The 15,954-nt window shown below is 54.7% G+C and carries 15 protein-coding genes and 1 pseudogene; 6 read left to right on the top strand and 10 right to left on the bottom strand.

Annotated features, from left to right (window positions below):
* Positions 1 to 84: 84 nt before the first annotated feature.
* Complete coding sequence (locus NBH14_RS23230; protein WP_117685424.1) at positions 85 to 606, bottom strand: hypothetical protein; 522 nt, start codon at positions 604 to 606, stop codon at positions 85 to 87.
* Positions 607 to 660: 54 nt separating this feature from the next.
* On the bottom strand, positions 661 to 1,791 hold the full coding sequence (locus NBH14_RS23225; RefSeq protein WP_250817783.1) for a tyrosine-type recombinase/integrase: 1,131 nt from the start codon (positions 1,789 to 1,791) through the stop codon (positions 661 to 663).
* A 277-nt stretch (positions 1,792 to 2,068) separates the two neighbouring features.
* On the opposite strand from NBH14_RS23225, the gene NBH14_RS23220 reads away from it, so the two are divergent.
* From NBH14_RS23220 to NBH14_RS23200, 5 genes are all read left to right on the top strand, one after another.
* On the top strand, positions 2,069 to 3,589 hold the full coding sequence (locus NBH14_RS23220) for a DUF4099 domain-containing protein (RefSeq protein ID WP_250817782.1): 1,521 nt from the start codon (positions 2,069 to 2,071) through the stop codon (positions 3,587 to 3,589).
* 89 nt (positions 3,590 to 3,678) lie between these two features.
* The gene (locus NBH14_RS23215) at positions 3,679 to 5,781 is read left to right on the top strand and encodes a type IA DNA topoisomerase (protein WP_250817781.1); all 2,103 of its coding nucleotides are present in this window, start codon (positions 3,679 to 3,681) and stop codon (positions 5,779 to 5,781) included.
* Positions 5,778 to 6,254, top strand: a complete 477-nt coding sequence (locus NBH14_RS23210; protein WP_250817780.1) for a DNA-binding protein — start codon at positions 5,778 to 5,780, stop codon at positions 6,252 to 6,254. Before NBH14_RS23215 ends, NBH14_RS23210 begins: the two co-directional genes overlap by 4 nt.
* 232 nt (positions 6,255 to 6,486) lie before the next feature.
* On the top strand, positions 6,487 to 7,536 hold the full coding sequence (locus NBH14_RS23205) for a type II toxin-antitoxin system RnlA family toxin (protein WP_004327332.1): 1,050 nt from the start codon (positions 6,487 to 6,489) through the stop codon (positions 7,534 to 7,536).
* Positions 7,537 to 7,540: 4 nt separating this feature from the next.
* Complete coding sequence (locus NBH14_RS23200; RefSeq protein ID WP_004327330.1) at positions 7,541 to 7,927, top strand: type II toxin-antitoxin system RnlB family antitoxin; 387 nt, start codon at positions 7,541 to 7,543, stop codon at positions 7,925 to 7,927.
* 248 nt (positions 7,928 to 8,175) lie between these two features.
* On the opposite strand, the gene NBH14_RS23195 is transcribed toward NBH14_RS23200, so the two are convergent.
* The 8 genes and pseudogenes from NBH14_RS23195 to NBH14_RS23160 form a co-directional block, all read right to left on the bottom strand.
* Entirely contained in the window at positions 8,176 to 8,667 is a 492-nt protein-coding gene (locus tag NBH14_RS23195; RefSeq protein WP_117912760.1) for a dihydrofolate reductase family protein, read from the bottom strand.
* 410 nt (positions 8,668 to 9,077) lie between these two features.
* Positions 9,078 to 9,437 carry a helix-turn-helix domain-containing protein gene (locus tag NBH14_RS23190; protein ID WP_004327328.1) on the bottom strand — a complete coding sequence of 120 codons (360 nt, stop codon included), beginning with the start codon at positions 9,435 to 9,437 and terminating at the stop codon, positions 9,078 to 9,080.
* The gene (locus NBH14_RS23185) at positions 9,412 to 11,511 is read right to left on the bottom strand and encodes an AAA family ATPase (RefSeq protein ID WP_250817779.1); all 2,100 of its coding nucleotides are present in this window, start codon (positions 11,509 to 11,511) and stop codon (positions 9,412 to 9,414) included. Before NBH14_RS23185 ends, NBH14_RS23190 begins: the two co-directional genes overlap by 26 nt.
* Positions 11,474 to 11,902: a helix-turn-helix domain-containing protein gene (locus NBH14_RS23180; RefSeq protein WP_004327326.1), complete on the bottom strand. Its 429-nt coding sequence runs from the start codon at positions 11,900 to 11,902 to the stop codon at positions 11,474 to 11,476. Before NBH14_RS23180 ends, NBH14_RS23185 begins: the two co-directional genes overlap by 38 nt.
* A gap of 238 nt (positions 11,903 to 12,140) precedes the next feature.
* Positions 12,141 to 12,977, bottom strand: a complete 837-nt coding sequence (locus NBH14_RS23175; RefSeq protein WP_250817778.1) for an RteC domain-containing protein — start codon at positions 12,975 to 12,977, stop codon at positions 12,141 to 12,143.
* 148 nt (positions 12,978 to 13,125) lie between these two features.
* Entirely contained in the window at positions 13,126 to 13,971 is an 846-nt protein-coding gene (locus tag NBH14_RS23170) for a helix-turn-helix domain-containing protein (protein ID WP_250817777.1), read from the bottom strand.
* 222 nt (positions 13,972 to 14,193) lie between these two features.
* Positions 14,194 to 14,436 (bottom strand): annotated as a pseudogene (locus NBH14_RS23165) (hypothetical protein); the annotation flags it as partial.
* A 9-nt stretch (positions 14,437 to 14,445) separates the two neighbouring features.
* Positions 14,446 to 14,748, bottom strand: a complete 303-nt coding sequence (locus tag NBH14_RS23160) for an immunity 17 family protein (protein WP_250817775.1) — start codon at positions 14,746 to 14,748, stop codon at positions 14,446 to 14,448.
* A 107-nt stretch (positions 14,749 to 14,855) separates the two neighbouring features.
* Here NBH14_RS23160 and NBH14_RS23155 point away from each other — a divergent pair, with 107 nt between their 5' ends.
* Positions 14,856 to 15,635 (top strand): WG repeat-containing protein, encoded by a 780-nt coding sequence (locus NBH14_RS23155; protein WP_250817774.1) that lies wholly within the window; start codon positions 14,856 to 14,858, stop codon positions 15,633 to 15,635.
* Positions 15,636 to 15,954 lie beyond the last annotated feature (319 nt).

Here is a 15,954-nt window from a genome sequence, read left to right as displayed (position 1 = left end):
AGTTTGTAAAGTTGCTAATGTTCGGCAGCTAATCGCCATTTTGGGCGATTAAGGTGTATGTTAGCATCACTTCTAATAAAAGAATCACATATCAGCTAATTTCCACTTTACTTCAGAAGCTGATACATCATCATCAATATATGCTTGCAAATAAGCAGCTAAATCTTTATATCGACTTTCACCGTTGCAATCATATACCCATAATTCCGGTTCTTCTGTACCGTCAAACCATATTAGGCAAATCATTTCATAGCCATTATCGCTTGCTGCAAAAATGGAAATTCTGTTTGGCGCAAATAGTCCAGTAGCATGGTCTTCCCAATAATCCTTTGAAGCTTTTATGTCGCGAACAATTCCTATCAACCGTTCATCCTTTTCATCTTCATTCCATAGACTTTCCATTTCTTTTGTATCAAGCCAATCTCCATGTGTCGCATTAATCCATTTACCAAATGCCCCATACCTGATTTTCAACATAGGAGAGACATTTCTATAAACTCCTTTTTCAAGGGTAGGCACTCCCTTATGAAAGTCGATAGCTTGGCTTATTTGAACCTTACCTTCTAAATCAATGACTTCATCAAGCAATTCTTTTATTGTTTTCATTCTTTTTTATTTGATGCTAACATGTAATTATCAGCGGTTTTCGCTGTTATTTTCTTATTTAACTATCTCATTATCAATTTCAAGAATATCATCCAATGGAGTGCGGATGCTGCTCTTGAAAGTGTCGGCTATATGCACGTACATTTCCGTCGTTTTCAGTTGGTTGTGCCCCAACAGCTCTTTCACGATTTTCAAGTCCGTGCCTTGCTCGATAAGATGCGTGGCGAACGAGTGCCGCAACAGGTGGGGGTACACCCGCTTGGTGATTCCGGCTTCCTTCGCCGCCTCTTTCAGCTTCTTCGACACGATGCTCTCCGTAAACGGCTCACCCTTGTACCGCTCGAACAGCCATTCCTGCGGCTTGTACAGCTTGGTGTACTCGGTCAGCTTCCTGACAAGGGGCTTCGACAGCAGCGTGTAGCGGTCTTTCCTCCCTTTGCCCTGCCGTACCCGTATCAGCGAACGGCTCACGTTGATGTCGTGGGGCTTCAAGTCCAGCAGCTCGCTGATTCTCAACCCGGCGGAGTAGAGCAACGAGAACATGCAGAACAGCCGGATGTCCGGACCGGTTGCGTCAAGGATGGATTTTATTTCCTCCTTGCTCAGCACGTCGGGCAGCGTCCGTTCCCGTTTGGCTCGCTTTACCTCGTAGCATTTCCGTTCCTGTCCCAGCACCTTCTCGAAATAAAACTTGATCGAGTTGATGCGCAAGTTCTGTTGGCACGACGAAATCCCCCGTGTGTCAATCAGGTGCACGATGTAGGCGTTGATTTCTTCCGGTCGGATGTAACGGAGGTTTCTTCCCGCAAAGTATTGCTGGAACTCCTTGAAATAGGCGGTGTACGCACGGACGGTATGCTCGCTGTACCGCAGTTGCCGCAGCGTCTCGGCATAGCCGGGCGGGATGGCGGGGCTGGTTTTCCCGCTCTTCTTGGGCAGGGTGTTTTTCAGGGCGGAGTAATTGATATACGCCGTTTCCACATGGCGGTCGAAAAAGCCGGATAGGTCGAAGCCTTCTTCCGGCAGGTAGGCTCTGTCGCCCTCGAACCGCACACCCTTCTCTTTCGACAGCGACAGCCGGATGGCATCGTCCTCGTCGAACTCCACTTCCACGTATTTCTGCCCGTCACGGATGGCAGGTGAAAGCGTTATTCTCGGTTTGCTCTGATAGACTTTCATACGCATCGCATGGGTGGCAATGACAGACCGTGTCCCTCATTACCCATATTTTACAAATATAGTGAAAACAACGAATTATCGCCGTTTTCCGGAGGAGAAAAATGCGTGCGGGGCATGATTTTTTGGTATTTTTCACAGGAAAGGGCTGCGACAAACCTGCGAACCGGACGACAAGTGCGGACAGCCCGCCCCGGACTTGCACGTTCCCCGTGTTTCTCCCTCTATATTTACGCCCGGTTTCGTTTGAGAACCAATAGTATTCATCATTTAAAAACATTAGATTATGGACGAACGACCGGACAGCAGCCAGCAGTTGATGGACATCCTGCTCGTCATGGACGAGAAAGGCACGCTCCAAGCCGTCAGCGGAGTAAAGGACGGCGAGTTACAGACCAAGAATCCCTTGGAGGACAACAACGACCTCCTGCGGGTGGATCGCCACGGCGATATGTTTTCGAATTTCTTTTCCAACCTCTGGAACCAGTTGAAAGACCCGACCCGCTTCCACTTCTTCCGTGTGCCGGAAGAGGAGGTGCAGCGGGTAGCCGCCGATTTCCGGCAGCGGGAGAGCCAGTCCGTCAAGACGGGCGAGCCGCTCGTTGCGCAGTACGAGGTGCAGCCGCCCGTGCAGGCACAGCAGCAGACCCAAGCCGGGCAACAGCAACAGCCCGAGGTTGCGCCGCAGCAGTCCGCCGGGCAGACCGAACAGAACCCGCAGTACAAGTACCGCCCGGAGGACATCGACTGGAACAGCCTCGCCGCACTCGGCGTGCAGCGGGAGCAGATCGAGGGCAACGGGATGCTCGACCAGATGCTCCGAGGCTTCCAGACCGACAAGACCGTCCGGGTGCATTTCCACTTCGACGGCATCTCGCACAGCAACGACAGCCAGCTCTCGCTCAAGCCCGGCACGGACGGCAGGCTGACCGTGTGCAGCCACGGCATCCTCGACCCGGAGAAGATGCAGAAGCAGTTCTTCGGCTACGACATCACCGACTCCGACAAGCAGGTGCTCAGGCAGACGGGCAACATGGGACATCCGGCGACTGTCACCAACCGGGCGGGCGAGCAGGTCGAAGCCCTTGTCAGCCGCAACCTCAAGACCAACGAGCTGGTCGCCTTCCCGCTCTCCAAGGTCAATATCCCGGCGGAGAAGAACGGGCATACCTTCACCCCGGACGAGATAGCCCGGCTCAAACAGGGCGAGGCGGTGGTCTGCCAGTTCCTTTCCAGAGCCAAGGAGGGGGAGCAGCCCAAGCTCTACCCAGCACCCGTGCAGTTCAGCGCAGCCAAGATGCAGCTCGAATTTCTCTTCGGCGACCGGGGCAGGCTGGCGATGGATGCGTACAAGGCGAACCTGAAACAGACCGCCAATCAGGAGGTGCCGAAGACCTTCCGCAAGCAGGAGCTTACCGAGAAGTCCCGCCTCGAACTCGAAGCCGGGGGAACGGTCAAGGTTTCCGGCTTGGTGGACAAGAAAGGAAAAGCCTACCAAGGCTACATCACATGGAAGCCCGGCGAGAAGCCCGCCTTCATGTTCCCCAAGGACTACAAGGCGGCGCTCGAAGAGGGGCGTGTCAAGCCCGCCGTGGAGAACGAGGTGCAGGTGGCGGTCAATTCCGAGGGCAAGACCGTCGAGGCGACCCGCAACCTGAAAGAAGCCCTGCAATCCGCACAGCAGCGACCCACCGGGGAGCAGAAACAGCAGCAGGAGCGCAGGCAGGAGCAGAAAGAGGACCGGAAACAGGCACAGAAGCAGGAACAGCCCGACAAGCCCAAGCGCAGCCGGGGTGTCCGCCGATGATTTCCCCCGCCATTCTGTAAATGAATTACCCGGTTATCCCGTCCGAGCGACGGGATAACTTTTGTCAAACCGTTAAAAATTAAAGAAATATGATTACAGCAGTCATCGCTGAAAAGCCTTCCGTAGCGAAGGATATAGCAAACGTGTTGAATGTCCGGGAGCGGCACGATGGCTACCTCTCAGGTAACGGCTACCTCGTTACCTGGGCGTTCGGCCATCTCGTCCAGCTCGCCATGCCCGAAGCATACGGCTACACGGGCTTCCGGCGTGAGAACCTGCCCATTCTGCCGCAGGAGTTCAAGTACATTCCCCGCCAGATACGGGAGGGCAAGGAGTACAAGCCCGACCCCGGCGTGCTCAAACAGTTGAAGGTCATCAAGGAGGTTTTCGACCGTTCCGACCGTATCGTCGTGGCGACCGACGCCGGGCGTGAAGGCGAAGCCATTCATCGGTACATCTACAATTACCTTGGCTGCCGCAAACCCTGCCTGCGCCTCTGGATCTCCTCGCTGACCGACCGTGCCATCCGGGAGGGGCTGGATAACCTCAAGCCCGGAAGCGACTACGACAACCTCTACCGTGCCGCCGAAGCCCGTGCCATCGCCGACTGGGAGATTGGGCTGAACGCCACCCAAGCTCTCAGCATCGCCGCCGGGCAGGGCATCTACTCCCTCGGACGGGTACAGACGCCCACCTTGATGATGATCTGCTCCCGTTATCTGGAGAACAGGGATTTCACCCCGCAGACCTATTTCCGGCTGAAGATCACGGCGGAAAAGGACGGCACGCCCTTCGCCGCCATCTCTGAATTGCGTTACGAAACCCTTCCGGCGGCAAACGCCGCCCTCGCCGCTGTAACCGCAACGGGGACGGTGCAGGTTGCCGACGTGCAGCGCAGGGAGGTGAGCCAAGAACCTCCCTTGCTCTACGACCTGACCGCCTTGCAGAAAGAGGCGAACGGCAGGTACGGCTTCTCGGCGGACAAGACCCTCTCCGTCGCCCAGTCGCTTTACGAGAAGAAGGTGTTGAGCTATCCCCGTACCGGCTCCCGCTACCTCTCGGAGGATGTGTTCGACGAGATACCCGACCGCATCGCCTTGCTGGAGCGGTACCCGGCTTTCGCCGCCCATGCCGCCGCCCTGAAAGGGGCTTCGCTCAACCGCCGCAGCGTGGATGCGGGGAAAGTTACCGACCACCATGCGCTCATCATCACCGAATGTCTGCCCGACGAGCTGTCCGCCGACGAGCGCACGGTGTACGACATGGTAGCCGCCCGCCTGCTCGAAGCCTTCTCCGCCTGTTGCCTCAAGGACGTTACCACCGTCTCTTTCACGGCGGGGAACAGCGTGTTCACCGCCAAGGGGACGGTCGTCAGGTCCGCCGGATGGCGTGCCGTGCGGAACGAGCGGGACGAGGACGACGAGGGAACAGCCGCTTTGCCGTCCTTGCAGCCCGGCGAGGCTTTCCCCCTGCAATCGGCGGAGTGCGTGGAGAAACAGACCAAGCCCCGTCCCCTGCACACCGAGAGCAGCCTGCTTTCGACGATGGAGCATTGCGGCAGGGAGTTGCGGGACGACGAGCTGCGGGACAGCCTGAAAGGGAACGGCATCGGCACGCCCGCCACCCGTGCCTCCATCATCGAGACCCTCTTTGCCCGTGACTACGTGCGCCGGGAGAAGAAGAGCCTCGTGCCGACCGACAAGGGGCTTGCCGTGTACCAGATAGTGAAGGACAAGCGCATCGCCGATGTCGAGATGACCGGGCAGTGGGAGACCGCCCTCGCCAAGATCGAGAGCGGGGAGATGAATCCCGACACCTTCCGCAAGGGCATCGAGATCTATGCCGCCCAGATTACCGAAGAACTCCTGCAAGTGCAGGTATCGGTGGCGGACGGCGGACATATCCCGTGTCCCAAGTGCCGTTCCGGTCGCATCCTCCTTTACCCGAAGGTCGCCAAGTGCAGCAACGTCGATTGTGGGCTTACCGTCTTCCGTGGCAAGGGGGAGAAGCAGCTCACCGACAGCCAGATTGCCGACCTTGTAACCAAAGGCAAAACATCCCTTATCAAAGGCTTCAGGAGCAGGGACGGCAAGCCCTTCGATGCGTACCTCACCTTCGACAAGGACTTCCGCATCGTGTACGGGTTCCCGCCTCGCACGGACAAGCCCAAAGGAAAGGAGCGCAGGCGATGAACGGCATCGGTTGGATCACCGTGGCGGAAGCCGCCCGGCTCTGCGGCACGGACGAGCTGCGCATCACCCTCTGGATGAACGGCAACCACATCGCCTACGCCCGTTTCGACGGCATCCTGATGATCGACGGCACATCCCTTGCCGCCCTGTTCAGCCGCAACCGGGTCGCCACCATCTACGAGGACGTGGCGCAACAGCGGGGCAAGCCCGGCAGACCGGGCAGGCTCCGCCGCCTGCTCGACACCCCGCTCGACACCTTCGGCTTGTCGCAGCGCATCGTCCGGGCGTGCCGGGAGCTGGGCGTCTTCACCGTGGAGCACCTGCTCGTCCACCTCCGCCGCTTCCGCTTCTCCCGCCTGTACTGTGTCCGCAACTTCGGCAGCGGATCGGCAGCCGAGACCCTCCGGCGGCTCCGGCAGGACGGCTTGACAGACAGCGGCAGCCCACGGGATTTCAAGGTCTTGTACCCGTAATCCCGGCAATATTCACTATCTTTGCCAGCCGATTATATAAGAAGGCGGATTTGTCTTTCCCATAACCGACTGGCAAATACTCGAAAGGATTTCGAACCTATTCTGTTCATAATATGAAGCGTTCCATTTCCCTTTAAACAGCCTTTTTACAGCTCAAAAAGGGTTAAATGCTTGAATTTGTGGACATATATTCGAAAAATATTGTATTTTTGTACCCGAAAATAGGACGACAATGGCTAAAAAGCACTCATTATCTGTTGAAAACATAGATCAGGTTGCTATTGATTTTATAGCGACAAAACCTTCATATTCAATCAAAATAACAGATTGCCAAGAAGGTAAATTAAAAAAAATAGCAATAACTCATAATAAGGAAACTGGTATCTTAAACTGTTTTATTAATGGCGGGCAAGTTTCTTATAGTACGCAAGGAAAAGCACATTTAAAAGGAATATGTGAAGAATGTTGGAACGTTATCCTTCAAAATACTTCAATTCCTTGCCCTGATAAGAAAAGCTTTACGGCAAAAGGAATAAGTGAAGAAGATTTTGATGCTTTTATAGATGTATTATCGGAAAGTGATGAAATCGAAATAACTACGGTCAATACAGATAACAATCCTGCTATCAGGAACCAATATCATTTAAAGGGGAAATATGATGCCAAGGTATCTATTATTTTTTATAATAATGGGACTTTATTTTTACAGGGAGCTGTAACAGCTTTTTATATTGAGCTTATTACAGAAATAATGGAGACAATATCTTCTGTTCCAACCGAAGTAATGGAAGACTTCTTGGCTATTCAACCTTTAGTAGGATGTGTGATAGAAAAAGATTTGAATAAGCATTTCACGAAAACTGAAAACATTGAAGGAAGTATTCTTGAAGATTTTCTGAAAACATCTATTGCTCTTGCTAACTCCGGTGTTGTGGTTGATGATTACGGGTGTTATACATTCGGTATAATGAAGGCTTTGGATGGCTTGATTAGCAAAAGACTCTTGGAAGACGCACCGGATTTTAAAGATTATGGTACATATTTTGAGAGAGGTAAAGATGGAAACTACCATTTTTTGGAGAATGTGGGAACTTACAATGGTAATCCCTCGTTAAAAAGAGCATTGGAAAAGGCGTATGACTTTTATAACAAGAATCGGCATACAACTTTCCATATTGATCGCAGGAACTTAGAAACAAGCAGAACCTTATATTATGATGAAGCGGTGAACATAATAAAGGATGGACTTGTTATTATAAATGACTTATGTACTAATTGGTAAAGAAATGAAGACAAAAGATTATCAAATAATCTCTTTAGGAGAACGAAGTTTTTTAGTAGTAGTTCTGTCATTGGAAATGACGGATTACTATTGGACTGCTCTCCAATCAGAATTGGCAAAATATAATGTTGCCGATGCTGAAGTTTATTTTGATTTTCTATACCGTAACGGATTAAAAAATAGATTTTTCAAAACTAAGCTCATGGGAGTTAGTCTATTGAATAATTCTTTGAGAAAATGTAAAGCTACACAAGAGTGTATTAGTGCTTCTGATAAATTCTTTACTTTGCATAAGGATGTGATTGAACATAGCGTATTATCGTCTATTCAAAAAACATTCTTTAGAAAGAAATTAGACAGAACTAATATTCTTCCAACAAATGTACTTTAACATTATAAAGGAATTAATATATTAGAACAAAAGGTGCATCAATGATGCACCTTTTGTTTATACTTCAAATTTAGGCATCAGCAAGACCTAAATTCAACATATCTTTGTCATTCCAACTATTTCCGTTATCTTTGCACCAGTAGAACCTGCCAAGCCTCTTGATAATGCTCAAATCGGCGGGTCGTTTTTTTATAACCCGTCATCCTTTCCTGAATGACCCAAGCCACTTTTCAGTGGCTTTTTGCATTTCATGGGCATACCCTTCCGTACACCGTCCGGATTTTCCCGTCCTCCAATACCTTGCTCGACCGCACGATCCACGTCCTGCCGTCGTTCAGCCCGCACTCCAGTGCCTTCTCGCCGCCGCCGACCAGCACCGGCACGGTTATCACCACGATTTCGTCCGCCAGCCCGTTATCCAAGAGCAAAGCCCCGGTTTCCGCTCCGTAAGCCGTTACCGTCCCTTCGCCGTCCGCTTTTATTCCCCGCAGTTCCGCTGCCGCATCCCCTGTAACAAACCGCACCCGTTCCTTCTCCGTCAGGTCAATACAGCCGTCCGTCACGACCAAAGTCTCTTTTGCCGTGAGCGGCCAGCCCAGATGGTTCAGGTAAATGCGCAGGTAGGTTTCCTCGTCGATCAGCACGCAGCCGGAGGCGTCCACCGCCGCATCGAAATACTTGTCCGATCTGACCGGACAACCGTCAATGGATTGGTACACGTGCAAGGTAATCTGTTTCATATCAATGTGTTTTTAAGGATTATGTCCGCCTCGCACCCAAAAGAACAGCGTGAACTCACACTATTCCGAAGTAAAGGTACTGGTATTACCCGATAAGCAGAATAGGCAAGCCCACGCCGTATAAGCATACAGCATGAACATTGCGCCATTCGTCTTGCTTATCAAAAATTACCAGTTTTTTACTTCAAGACGTTCAGCGAACGTACAATATGTATATCAATCCCCGCCTGCTTCCAAGCCGGGCATGAATCTTCTATGTCACGACAGCGACCGTGCCCGAAAGCACCGCCTTCTGTCTTCGTGCGAACAAAGATACGGAAACTTCCCGAATAACAAAACAATAGCCCCGCCTAATCTCACGATCCGGCAGGGCTTCATCCACTAAAAGCACCGTCAGAAAAATGTCATTCTCACGGGAACAGCCCCCTTTTCCTGCGCCTTTCCTCTTTCCGGGCTTCCTTCTCCTTGCGTTTCGCAGCCCGTTCCTCCACGTCGGCGAAACGGGTGCGGATGAACTCGTGCACGTCCTTCGTGCGGTAGAACACCTTGCCGCTGATGGTGAAGTACGGCAGCACCCCGATGGCACGGTAGCGTTGCAGCGTGCGGATGCCCACCTTCAGCAGCAGGCACAGGTCTTGGTTGTCCAACACCTCCTCGCCGTCGAGCGTGTTGTTCTTCTTCAGCACCCTTTCCAGCAATTTCTCCGTCCGGTCGAAGCGTTCCATGATGCGCTCCATCCAGCCCTCAAACTCTTCCCTGTCCGTGTACATAGCAGTCGCCCTCCTTTTCGATGATTTCCTTTTCCCGCATATAGCGGATATAGCCTTTCGCCGTCCGTTCCTTCACTTCCAGCATCTCCTGTATCAGCTCGCACAGTTCGATGTAGCCGTACTTCTCCTGCCGGGCGAACGCCTCCCGTGCCATCTCCGCCAGCTCCTTCTCCTTGCGCTTCTCTTTCTCCGCCCTCGGCTTCTCGCCCACATAGACGGGCATCCCGGCTTGCTTGTCCCACCTGAACTGCATCAGCGGAATATCCAGCGGGCTGCCGTCCCTGACCTTCAACGCCTTCACCACCGACACCTCCGGGTTCTCGTCCTTCTCGATGGAGAGGATGGTGGCGGACTTGCGTTGCAGCTCGCTGCCGAGGTGTCCCCGCAGTTTCAGTCCGTTCGGCACGAAATGCACCACGGCGGCGATGCACGTGCGGTAGATTCCCGCCAGCCGGTAGATCTCGTCAATCAGCGCCACGCTTTCCGCCTCGTCGTTGGCGCAGCGGATCAGGTCCGCCACCCCGTCGATGACGACCAGATGGATGCCCCCGTGCAGGTAGTGGTACCGGTCCATGCTCTGCACGATGGCGGTCAGCCGCTCGCTTCTCGACATCCCCGTCAGGCAGTACACGTGCAGGTACTCCGGCATCCGCTCACGCCCGGCACGGCGCAGCAGCCGCCCCGTGTTCTTGTGGAGCTGTTGCTCGCTCTGTTCCGTGTCGTAGAGCAGCACCGCACGCCCCTTGCGGTTCGGTTCCACCCGCACCCCCAAGAGATCGGCGTCCGTCTCCCGTTCCATGATCGCCCCGGCGACCAGTGCGGCGGTGTAGTTGCTCTTGCCTGTCCCTTCGCCGCCCGTGATGCAGAGGATGTTCTCTTCCGAGCCTAACGGCACGTCCCCGGCGGTAACGATGGCGACCGCCTGTTCGGGCGGGTGGTCATAGTCGATCTCGCACGATTTCAGCATCGCCAGCGTGTCCCCGTACAGCGTGTCGAGCAGTTTCAGGAACAGCCCCATCAGCTCCTCCCTCGTGTGCCCGGCTTTGAAGTAGTCCGTCACGTCCTTCTCCGCCTTCGTCCCCGGCAGCGGCAGCACCAGCCGTTTCACCCCGTACTCCGCCAGTTGCGCACGGTGCTTCTCCGAGCATTCCAGCCCCGTCTTGTCCGTGTCGTACAGCAGCACGATGTGCTTGAAGCGATAGACCAGCTTGCGCACGGTCTTCGCCGGGATGACCGAGGTCTCCGAGTTGAAGCAGATGGCGTGGAAGCCGTGCGCCGCCAGCGTCAGCACGTCCTTCTCGCCGCCCGTGAGGAAGAGCAGGTCGCCCTTCGAGGGCAGTTGCTCCAGCCCGAAGCAGTAGTTGTCGCCCGTGTGCCCGCCATAGACGAAGCGCACCTCCGACATCGGGCGATAGACCTTCACGCCCCATTTCCCCCTGTACCCGAACATCGGTTCCGCCGGGGTGGAACTGAAGCCGAACGCCTTGCCCTCCCTCGTCTCGCCCCGGTACTCGGCGAGCGATACCGTCCCGTAGCGGCGCAGCACCTCCACGGTGATGCCCGATGCGCCCCAGTAGGCAAGCTCCCCCTCGGTGAAGGGCTTCTCCGCCGCCCGGTAGGGCTTCGGCTCGGGACGGTCGGCGGACGCTGCCGCCTCTTCCGTGTCCGTTCCGGCTTCCCCGGCACCGCCGCCCCTTGCGCCCGTTACGGGCCGCAATCTCCGGCAGCCCCCGGTTCCCACCGTCCCGTCGGTCGGGCTGTCCCCGTCCAGTCCGAGGCACAGCTCCCGGTCGATGGTGTGCAGCACCTCCACGAAGTCGGCGGCGTTCCGGCAGTCCAGCCCTTTCAGCTTCGCCACGAGGAAGAAACAGTCGCCCGAATAGTCCCCGTTGCCGAAGTCCTTCATCCGGTACGTACCGCTCCGGCGGTCGTAATACACGTTGCACGAAGCCTTGCTGTCGGCGTACAGCGGGTTCAGGAAGTTTCTGCCCACCCGCCACTTCACGGGCAGGTAGTGGCGGAACACGTCCAGCCCGTTACTGGTTCTTGCCAGCACTTCTTCCTTTCTTACCATAGCTGCCGTTTTTTCGGTTATGCAGGGGATGTTCCGCTATCATCCGGTCGATCTTGGCGGCGGGCGTCTCCACCATCCACCGCTCACGCAGGCTCTCGACAGCCTGCCGGGGATAGCGTATCTGCCGCCCGATCATCGAATAGGGAATGATATGCTTCTGCCGGTAGCGTTGCAGGGTGCGGTGGCTGATGTCCAGCGCCTCGCACACCTCCTTGTGCGTCATCCACTTCGGGTCGGCTTTCCGTCCCTTGGTCGCAGGGCTTTCCGCTTCCTCTTTCCGTTTGCGCTCCGTTTCCTCCCGGTTCCGGGATTCCTCCACGTAGGCGGTTATCTTCTCGATCTTCTCCACGAGCAGGCGGTAGGCGTTGCTCTCGATGGTCATTATTTCCATTGTCGTACTCATTTTTAGGTTTCTGCCGCAAATGTCGCCCGATTCGCCGGTTTTTCCTGCCACTATATCAGCACCTTGGCAAAGTTTTTTTTTCGGGGCGCATTTTCGCCCTTCCTGCCGTTCCGGGCGGTAAAAAGGACCGAGACGGGGTAAAAAAGAGCGTCCGGAAGGCTCTTTCCAGCCCTTCGGACGCTCCCTTCCCGTGTCCTGCCGTCTCTGCCGCCCCGTTGCCAACTTGCTACCGGCTATCCATGTCCCGCATCTTCTTCAACAGCCTCTCCTTCATCTCGTCCAAGAACGCCGTCGGGTTCTGTTGCCCCCGCATCCTGCCGAAAGCGTGGTACACGTTGCCCAGATCCACGTGGAAATGCTTCTCGAACAGCGCAGCCAGCTCGCCGATCTCGGCGTTGCCCTCGTCCACGCTTCCCGTCACGTGTATGCCATAGACGAGCAGTATGGCGGCAACCTTCGTGTTCGTCCAGCGGTGTTCCTTCTCCGGCACGGCTTCCGTCTCCGTCCCCTGCGCCGCACGCTCCATCCGGCGGCTCAGGTGTACCAGCAGCATCTCCACCGAGATCAGCCGTGCCGCCAGTATGTCGTAGCCCGTGGAGAACTCCGCCTCCTCGTCCAGCACGAAGCTGCCGCTCTCGGGGCTTAGCTCGCCCTTCGCCCGCAGGAAATAGTAGCTGTCCCGGTACGTCGCCCCGCTGTGGTAATACTGGTAAAAGGGCAGATAGCGTTCCATCATCCGCTCGGCACGCTCCATCGCCTTGCGGTAGTACGGTTCGGCGACACGCAGGCAGGCGGGGCAGCCGCTCTCTATCTGGTACACCCGGTAATAGTACAGCAGCCTGCCCGTCAGGGCGGGCTTGTAATACTTGAAGTAGAGGATCTCCTTCGCGTCCCCGGCGAACGGATGGGCGAGGGCGTACTCCTTCAGTTCCCGGTTCTTGCCTTTCAGGTACGAGACCATCTCACGGCAGACGCCTATCACCTCCTTGCCGTCCATGCCGGAGGCTGTGGTCGCCATGCGCTGATCCACCTCCTTCAGCAGCCCGTTAAAATATTCTTCCATATAAATCTTGTTTCATGTTGTTTATAAGGGCGCAAAGTTAGCGGACGGCTGGGAAACGGACGTTCTGAATCTTCACCGCCGGATTCGGATTGTCCGCCAATCGGCTCCGGACGGTCGGTTTTTCACGGCAGGGCTGGATAAAGGGAGGCTAAACTGTACGGGCGCACCGGGCGATTTCACGGATTTCGGCAGGAGTAGCCTTCAGGTGCTTCTTGCAGAAGTCCCACAGGTAGCTCGGAGTGGCGAAGCCGCACACGTCGGCGATCTCTTGAAGGGGCATGTCCGTGTCCGCCAGCAGGGAGGTCACGTGCGCCTTCCGCTGTTCCGTCAGCCAGCGGTGCGGAGTGGTGTTCAGCTCCTCCTTGAAACGCCGTCCCAGCGTATTGACCGACATGGCGCATTCCCGTGCCAGTTCCTCCACGTTCTTCACCTTGGGCAGAGCCAGTGCGATTTCTTCCCGGAACGAGCAGCCCCGCAGGTACGGCAGGTACTTTTCCACCTCCTGCAAGTCCGCCTTGCCGAACATCGGCGGTATGCCCTTGCGGTACTCGGACGCCCGTTCACGGCGGAAGCGGAACAGCAGTCCCGCCAGACGGTTGCAGAGCACGTTCAGGTGCGGGTATTCGTCGTAGGCGTTGATGCTTGCCTGCATCCGGCAGAGGAACAGGAATCCTCCGCAGTCCCTTTCCCGGAAATACGCCTCCGCCGTTTCCAGCAGGAAGTCTGACGAGCTTCCGTGGCGGTGATAGGCGACCAGTATCAGCAACCCGGCTTCCTCCTTCACCCGGTACGAAAGTACGGGGCGGTGTTCCCGCAGCAGCTCCACCAGCCGTACCATCCGTCCATTCTCCCGTGCGAGCCGTTCCGCCGCAATCCATGTCACCGGACGCTCCGCATCCGTTTGCGGCAATACCTTGCGTACCTTTTCCATCCACTCCCGCCATCCCTCCCGGACGGCTTCATTCATTAGAATTAGTGTAAGATTCTGTTTCATTTTGTTTCAACACGATATTAAATAATACAAATCTTACACGAAATTACAAATTGTTTGCAATAGATGTCCTGCCGACACCCCGTATCGGTCACGATATTTCCTTGAATTACAGATTCGGATTTTGCTCCATAGGTTCGGATATTCAATCGTGAAAAACAGAAAGGCTGTACCGGTTCCACCCGCAGAACGGCATGACAGTAAGCAGGGGGAGCCGGAAGAAGGTCATTCGCCGGTTGGTAAGTGCGTCTTTTCAACGGGATATTTACCGTCCCGTATCTCCTGCAACCTTTCGATCAGCGGTTGCTCCTTGGAATGGTTCTTTTGTTCGGCTATGATGAAGAACGATGCAAAACTGCCGATAACATACAGCCAGAACAGGCATTGACCGAGCAGTTTCCGGTATTCGCCCACTGTCTCGTACTTCGCCTGCATCGCTTTCAGCTTCGCAGGACGGTAATACAGCTTTCCGCTTGCTTATCCCGTTACGAAGAACAGCAACAGGGCGCATCCCGCTGCGGCGGCAACGATCAGACCCAGCCAGAAACGGTAACTCCTTTCACCCAGCGTACCCAGCCAGAAATTCCCTTCCCGACTTCCCGGACGGGAGTACGTCCACCGCCATCCGCAGACAATCCCCACGAGCCACAGCAGCAGGATTCCCGCCACGATCAGGTAGCCGTACCTCGGATGCGCCTGCAACCACTCAGGCAGACCCTCCATAAACTCACTTATCTTATCGAACCATTCCATAGCAATAACAGAAAAAGCCAAATTCATACCTTACGGACGAACCGTTATACCTCAAAGCAAAAATAGCGAAAAGTCCAATCATTCAAAAAGTTTCGCCGCAAAATTCTTTTCCGTTTGGAAGAAATACGTTTTATTTGCACCTGCATAGCCGCAAACGTATGAAGAAAGCCTCCCCACATAAAAGAACCAGCCGGTTGAAGCTCCCCGGATTCTTCGACCACCTCTTTTATTGGACGTGGCGCAGTTGTCGGCACGGCTTCCCGGACCGTAGTTTTGCGGTCATCAGCGTGGTTCAGTTCGCCTGCCTCCTGTTTCCTGTCGCCATCGCTTTACAGTTCTTGGACACTCCGGCTGTCCGCTTTCTTTACGAGACAGACAACCGCCTTACGCTTTTCCCGCTGATACTGCCGTTCCCCGTACTGCTTTGGAGGAATATGCGCATCTATACCGAGGAGCGTTACCGCATGATGCACGACTTTTACGGGGCGTTCCATGTATCGGTGCGGCAACGCTATCGCCTCCGTTTCCTTGTCTGCACGGTGCTTGCAGTCCTTGCCATCCTGCTTGAAATATGGCTGTTCACCCTTTATCATGACCGCTGCACGGCCATATCCTCCGGCAACAGCCATCCCGCAAGCCTCTATGTCCCGTACCGGTATGACAACGGCAACGACCCCGTGCAGGAAGGCGTTTACCGCATCGTCGATGAAAAAGGGCGTATCGGATATGCGGACGAGCATGGCAATACCCTCGTAGAACCACGCTTCGCTTTTGGCTTTCCTTTCGAGAACGGGAAGGCGAAAGTAACCGACACGGGAGAACTGGAAGAAGTTCCCGGTTCGGATGGGGAATATCACTATTGGGAAAGCGAAGATTGGTATTACATCGACCGCAAAGGGCAAAGGATTGAATAAAAGCCCCAAGACTACCCTAAGCCCGACATTCCAGCCCCCCGCCTGCCAAGCCCTTGCAGGGCAAACACAAAGCAATCAAGCCCTATCGGAATACCCCGTTCATCCCACCTTTCCCCCGAGACAAACATTAAAACTCAAAACAAACTCATTTACAGCAACTTAAAAGAATATCGGTGCAAGCCGCAAAACAGCCCTGTGACTTGTCCTAAAATAGCTTTACACAGTAATAACTATAAAAAGTGTACAAGTTATGATTAGACGAGAAAGGAAATTCTATTCAGAAGAATTCCGTGAGCGTGTTTTGACTGCTTACTACAAC

The organism is Parabacteroides caecihominis (assembly GCF_023656785.1).
GTDB classification, from domain to species: domain Bacteria; phylum Bacteroidota; class Bacteroidia; order Bacteroidales; family Tannerellaceae; genus Parabacteroides; species Parabacteroides segnis.
This window is presented reverse-complemented; position numbering and strand designations above follow the sequence as displayed.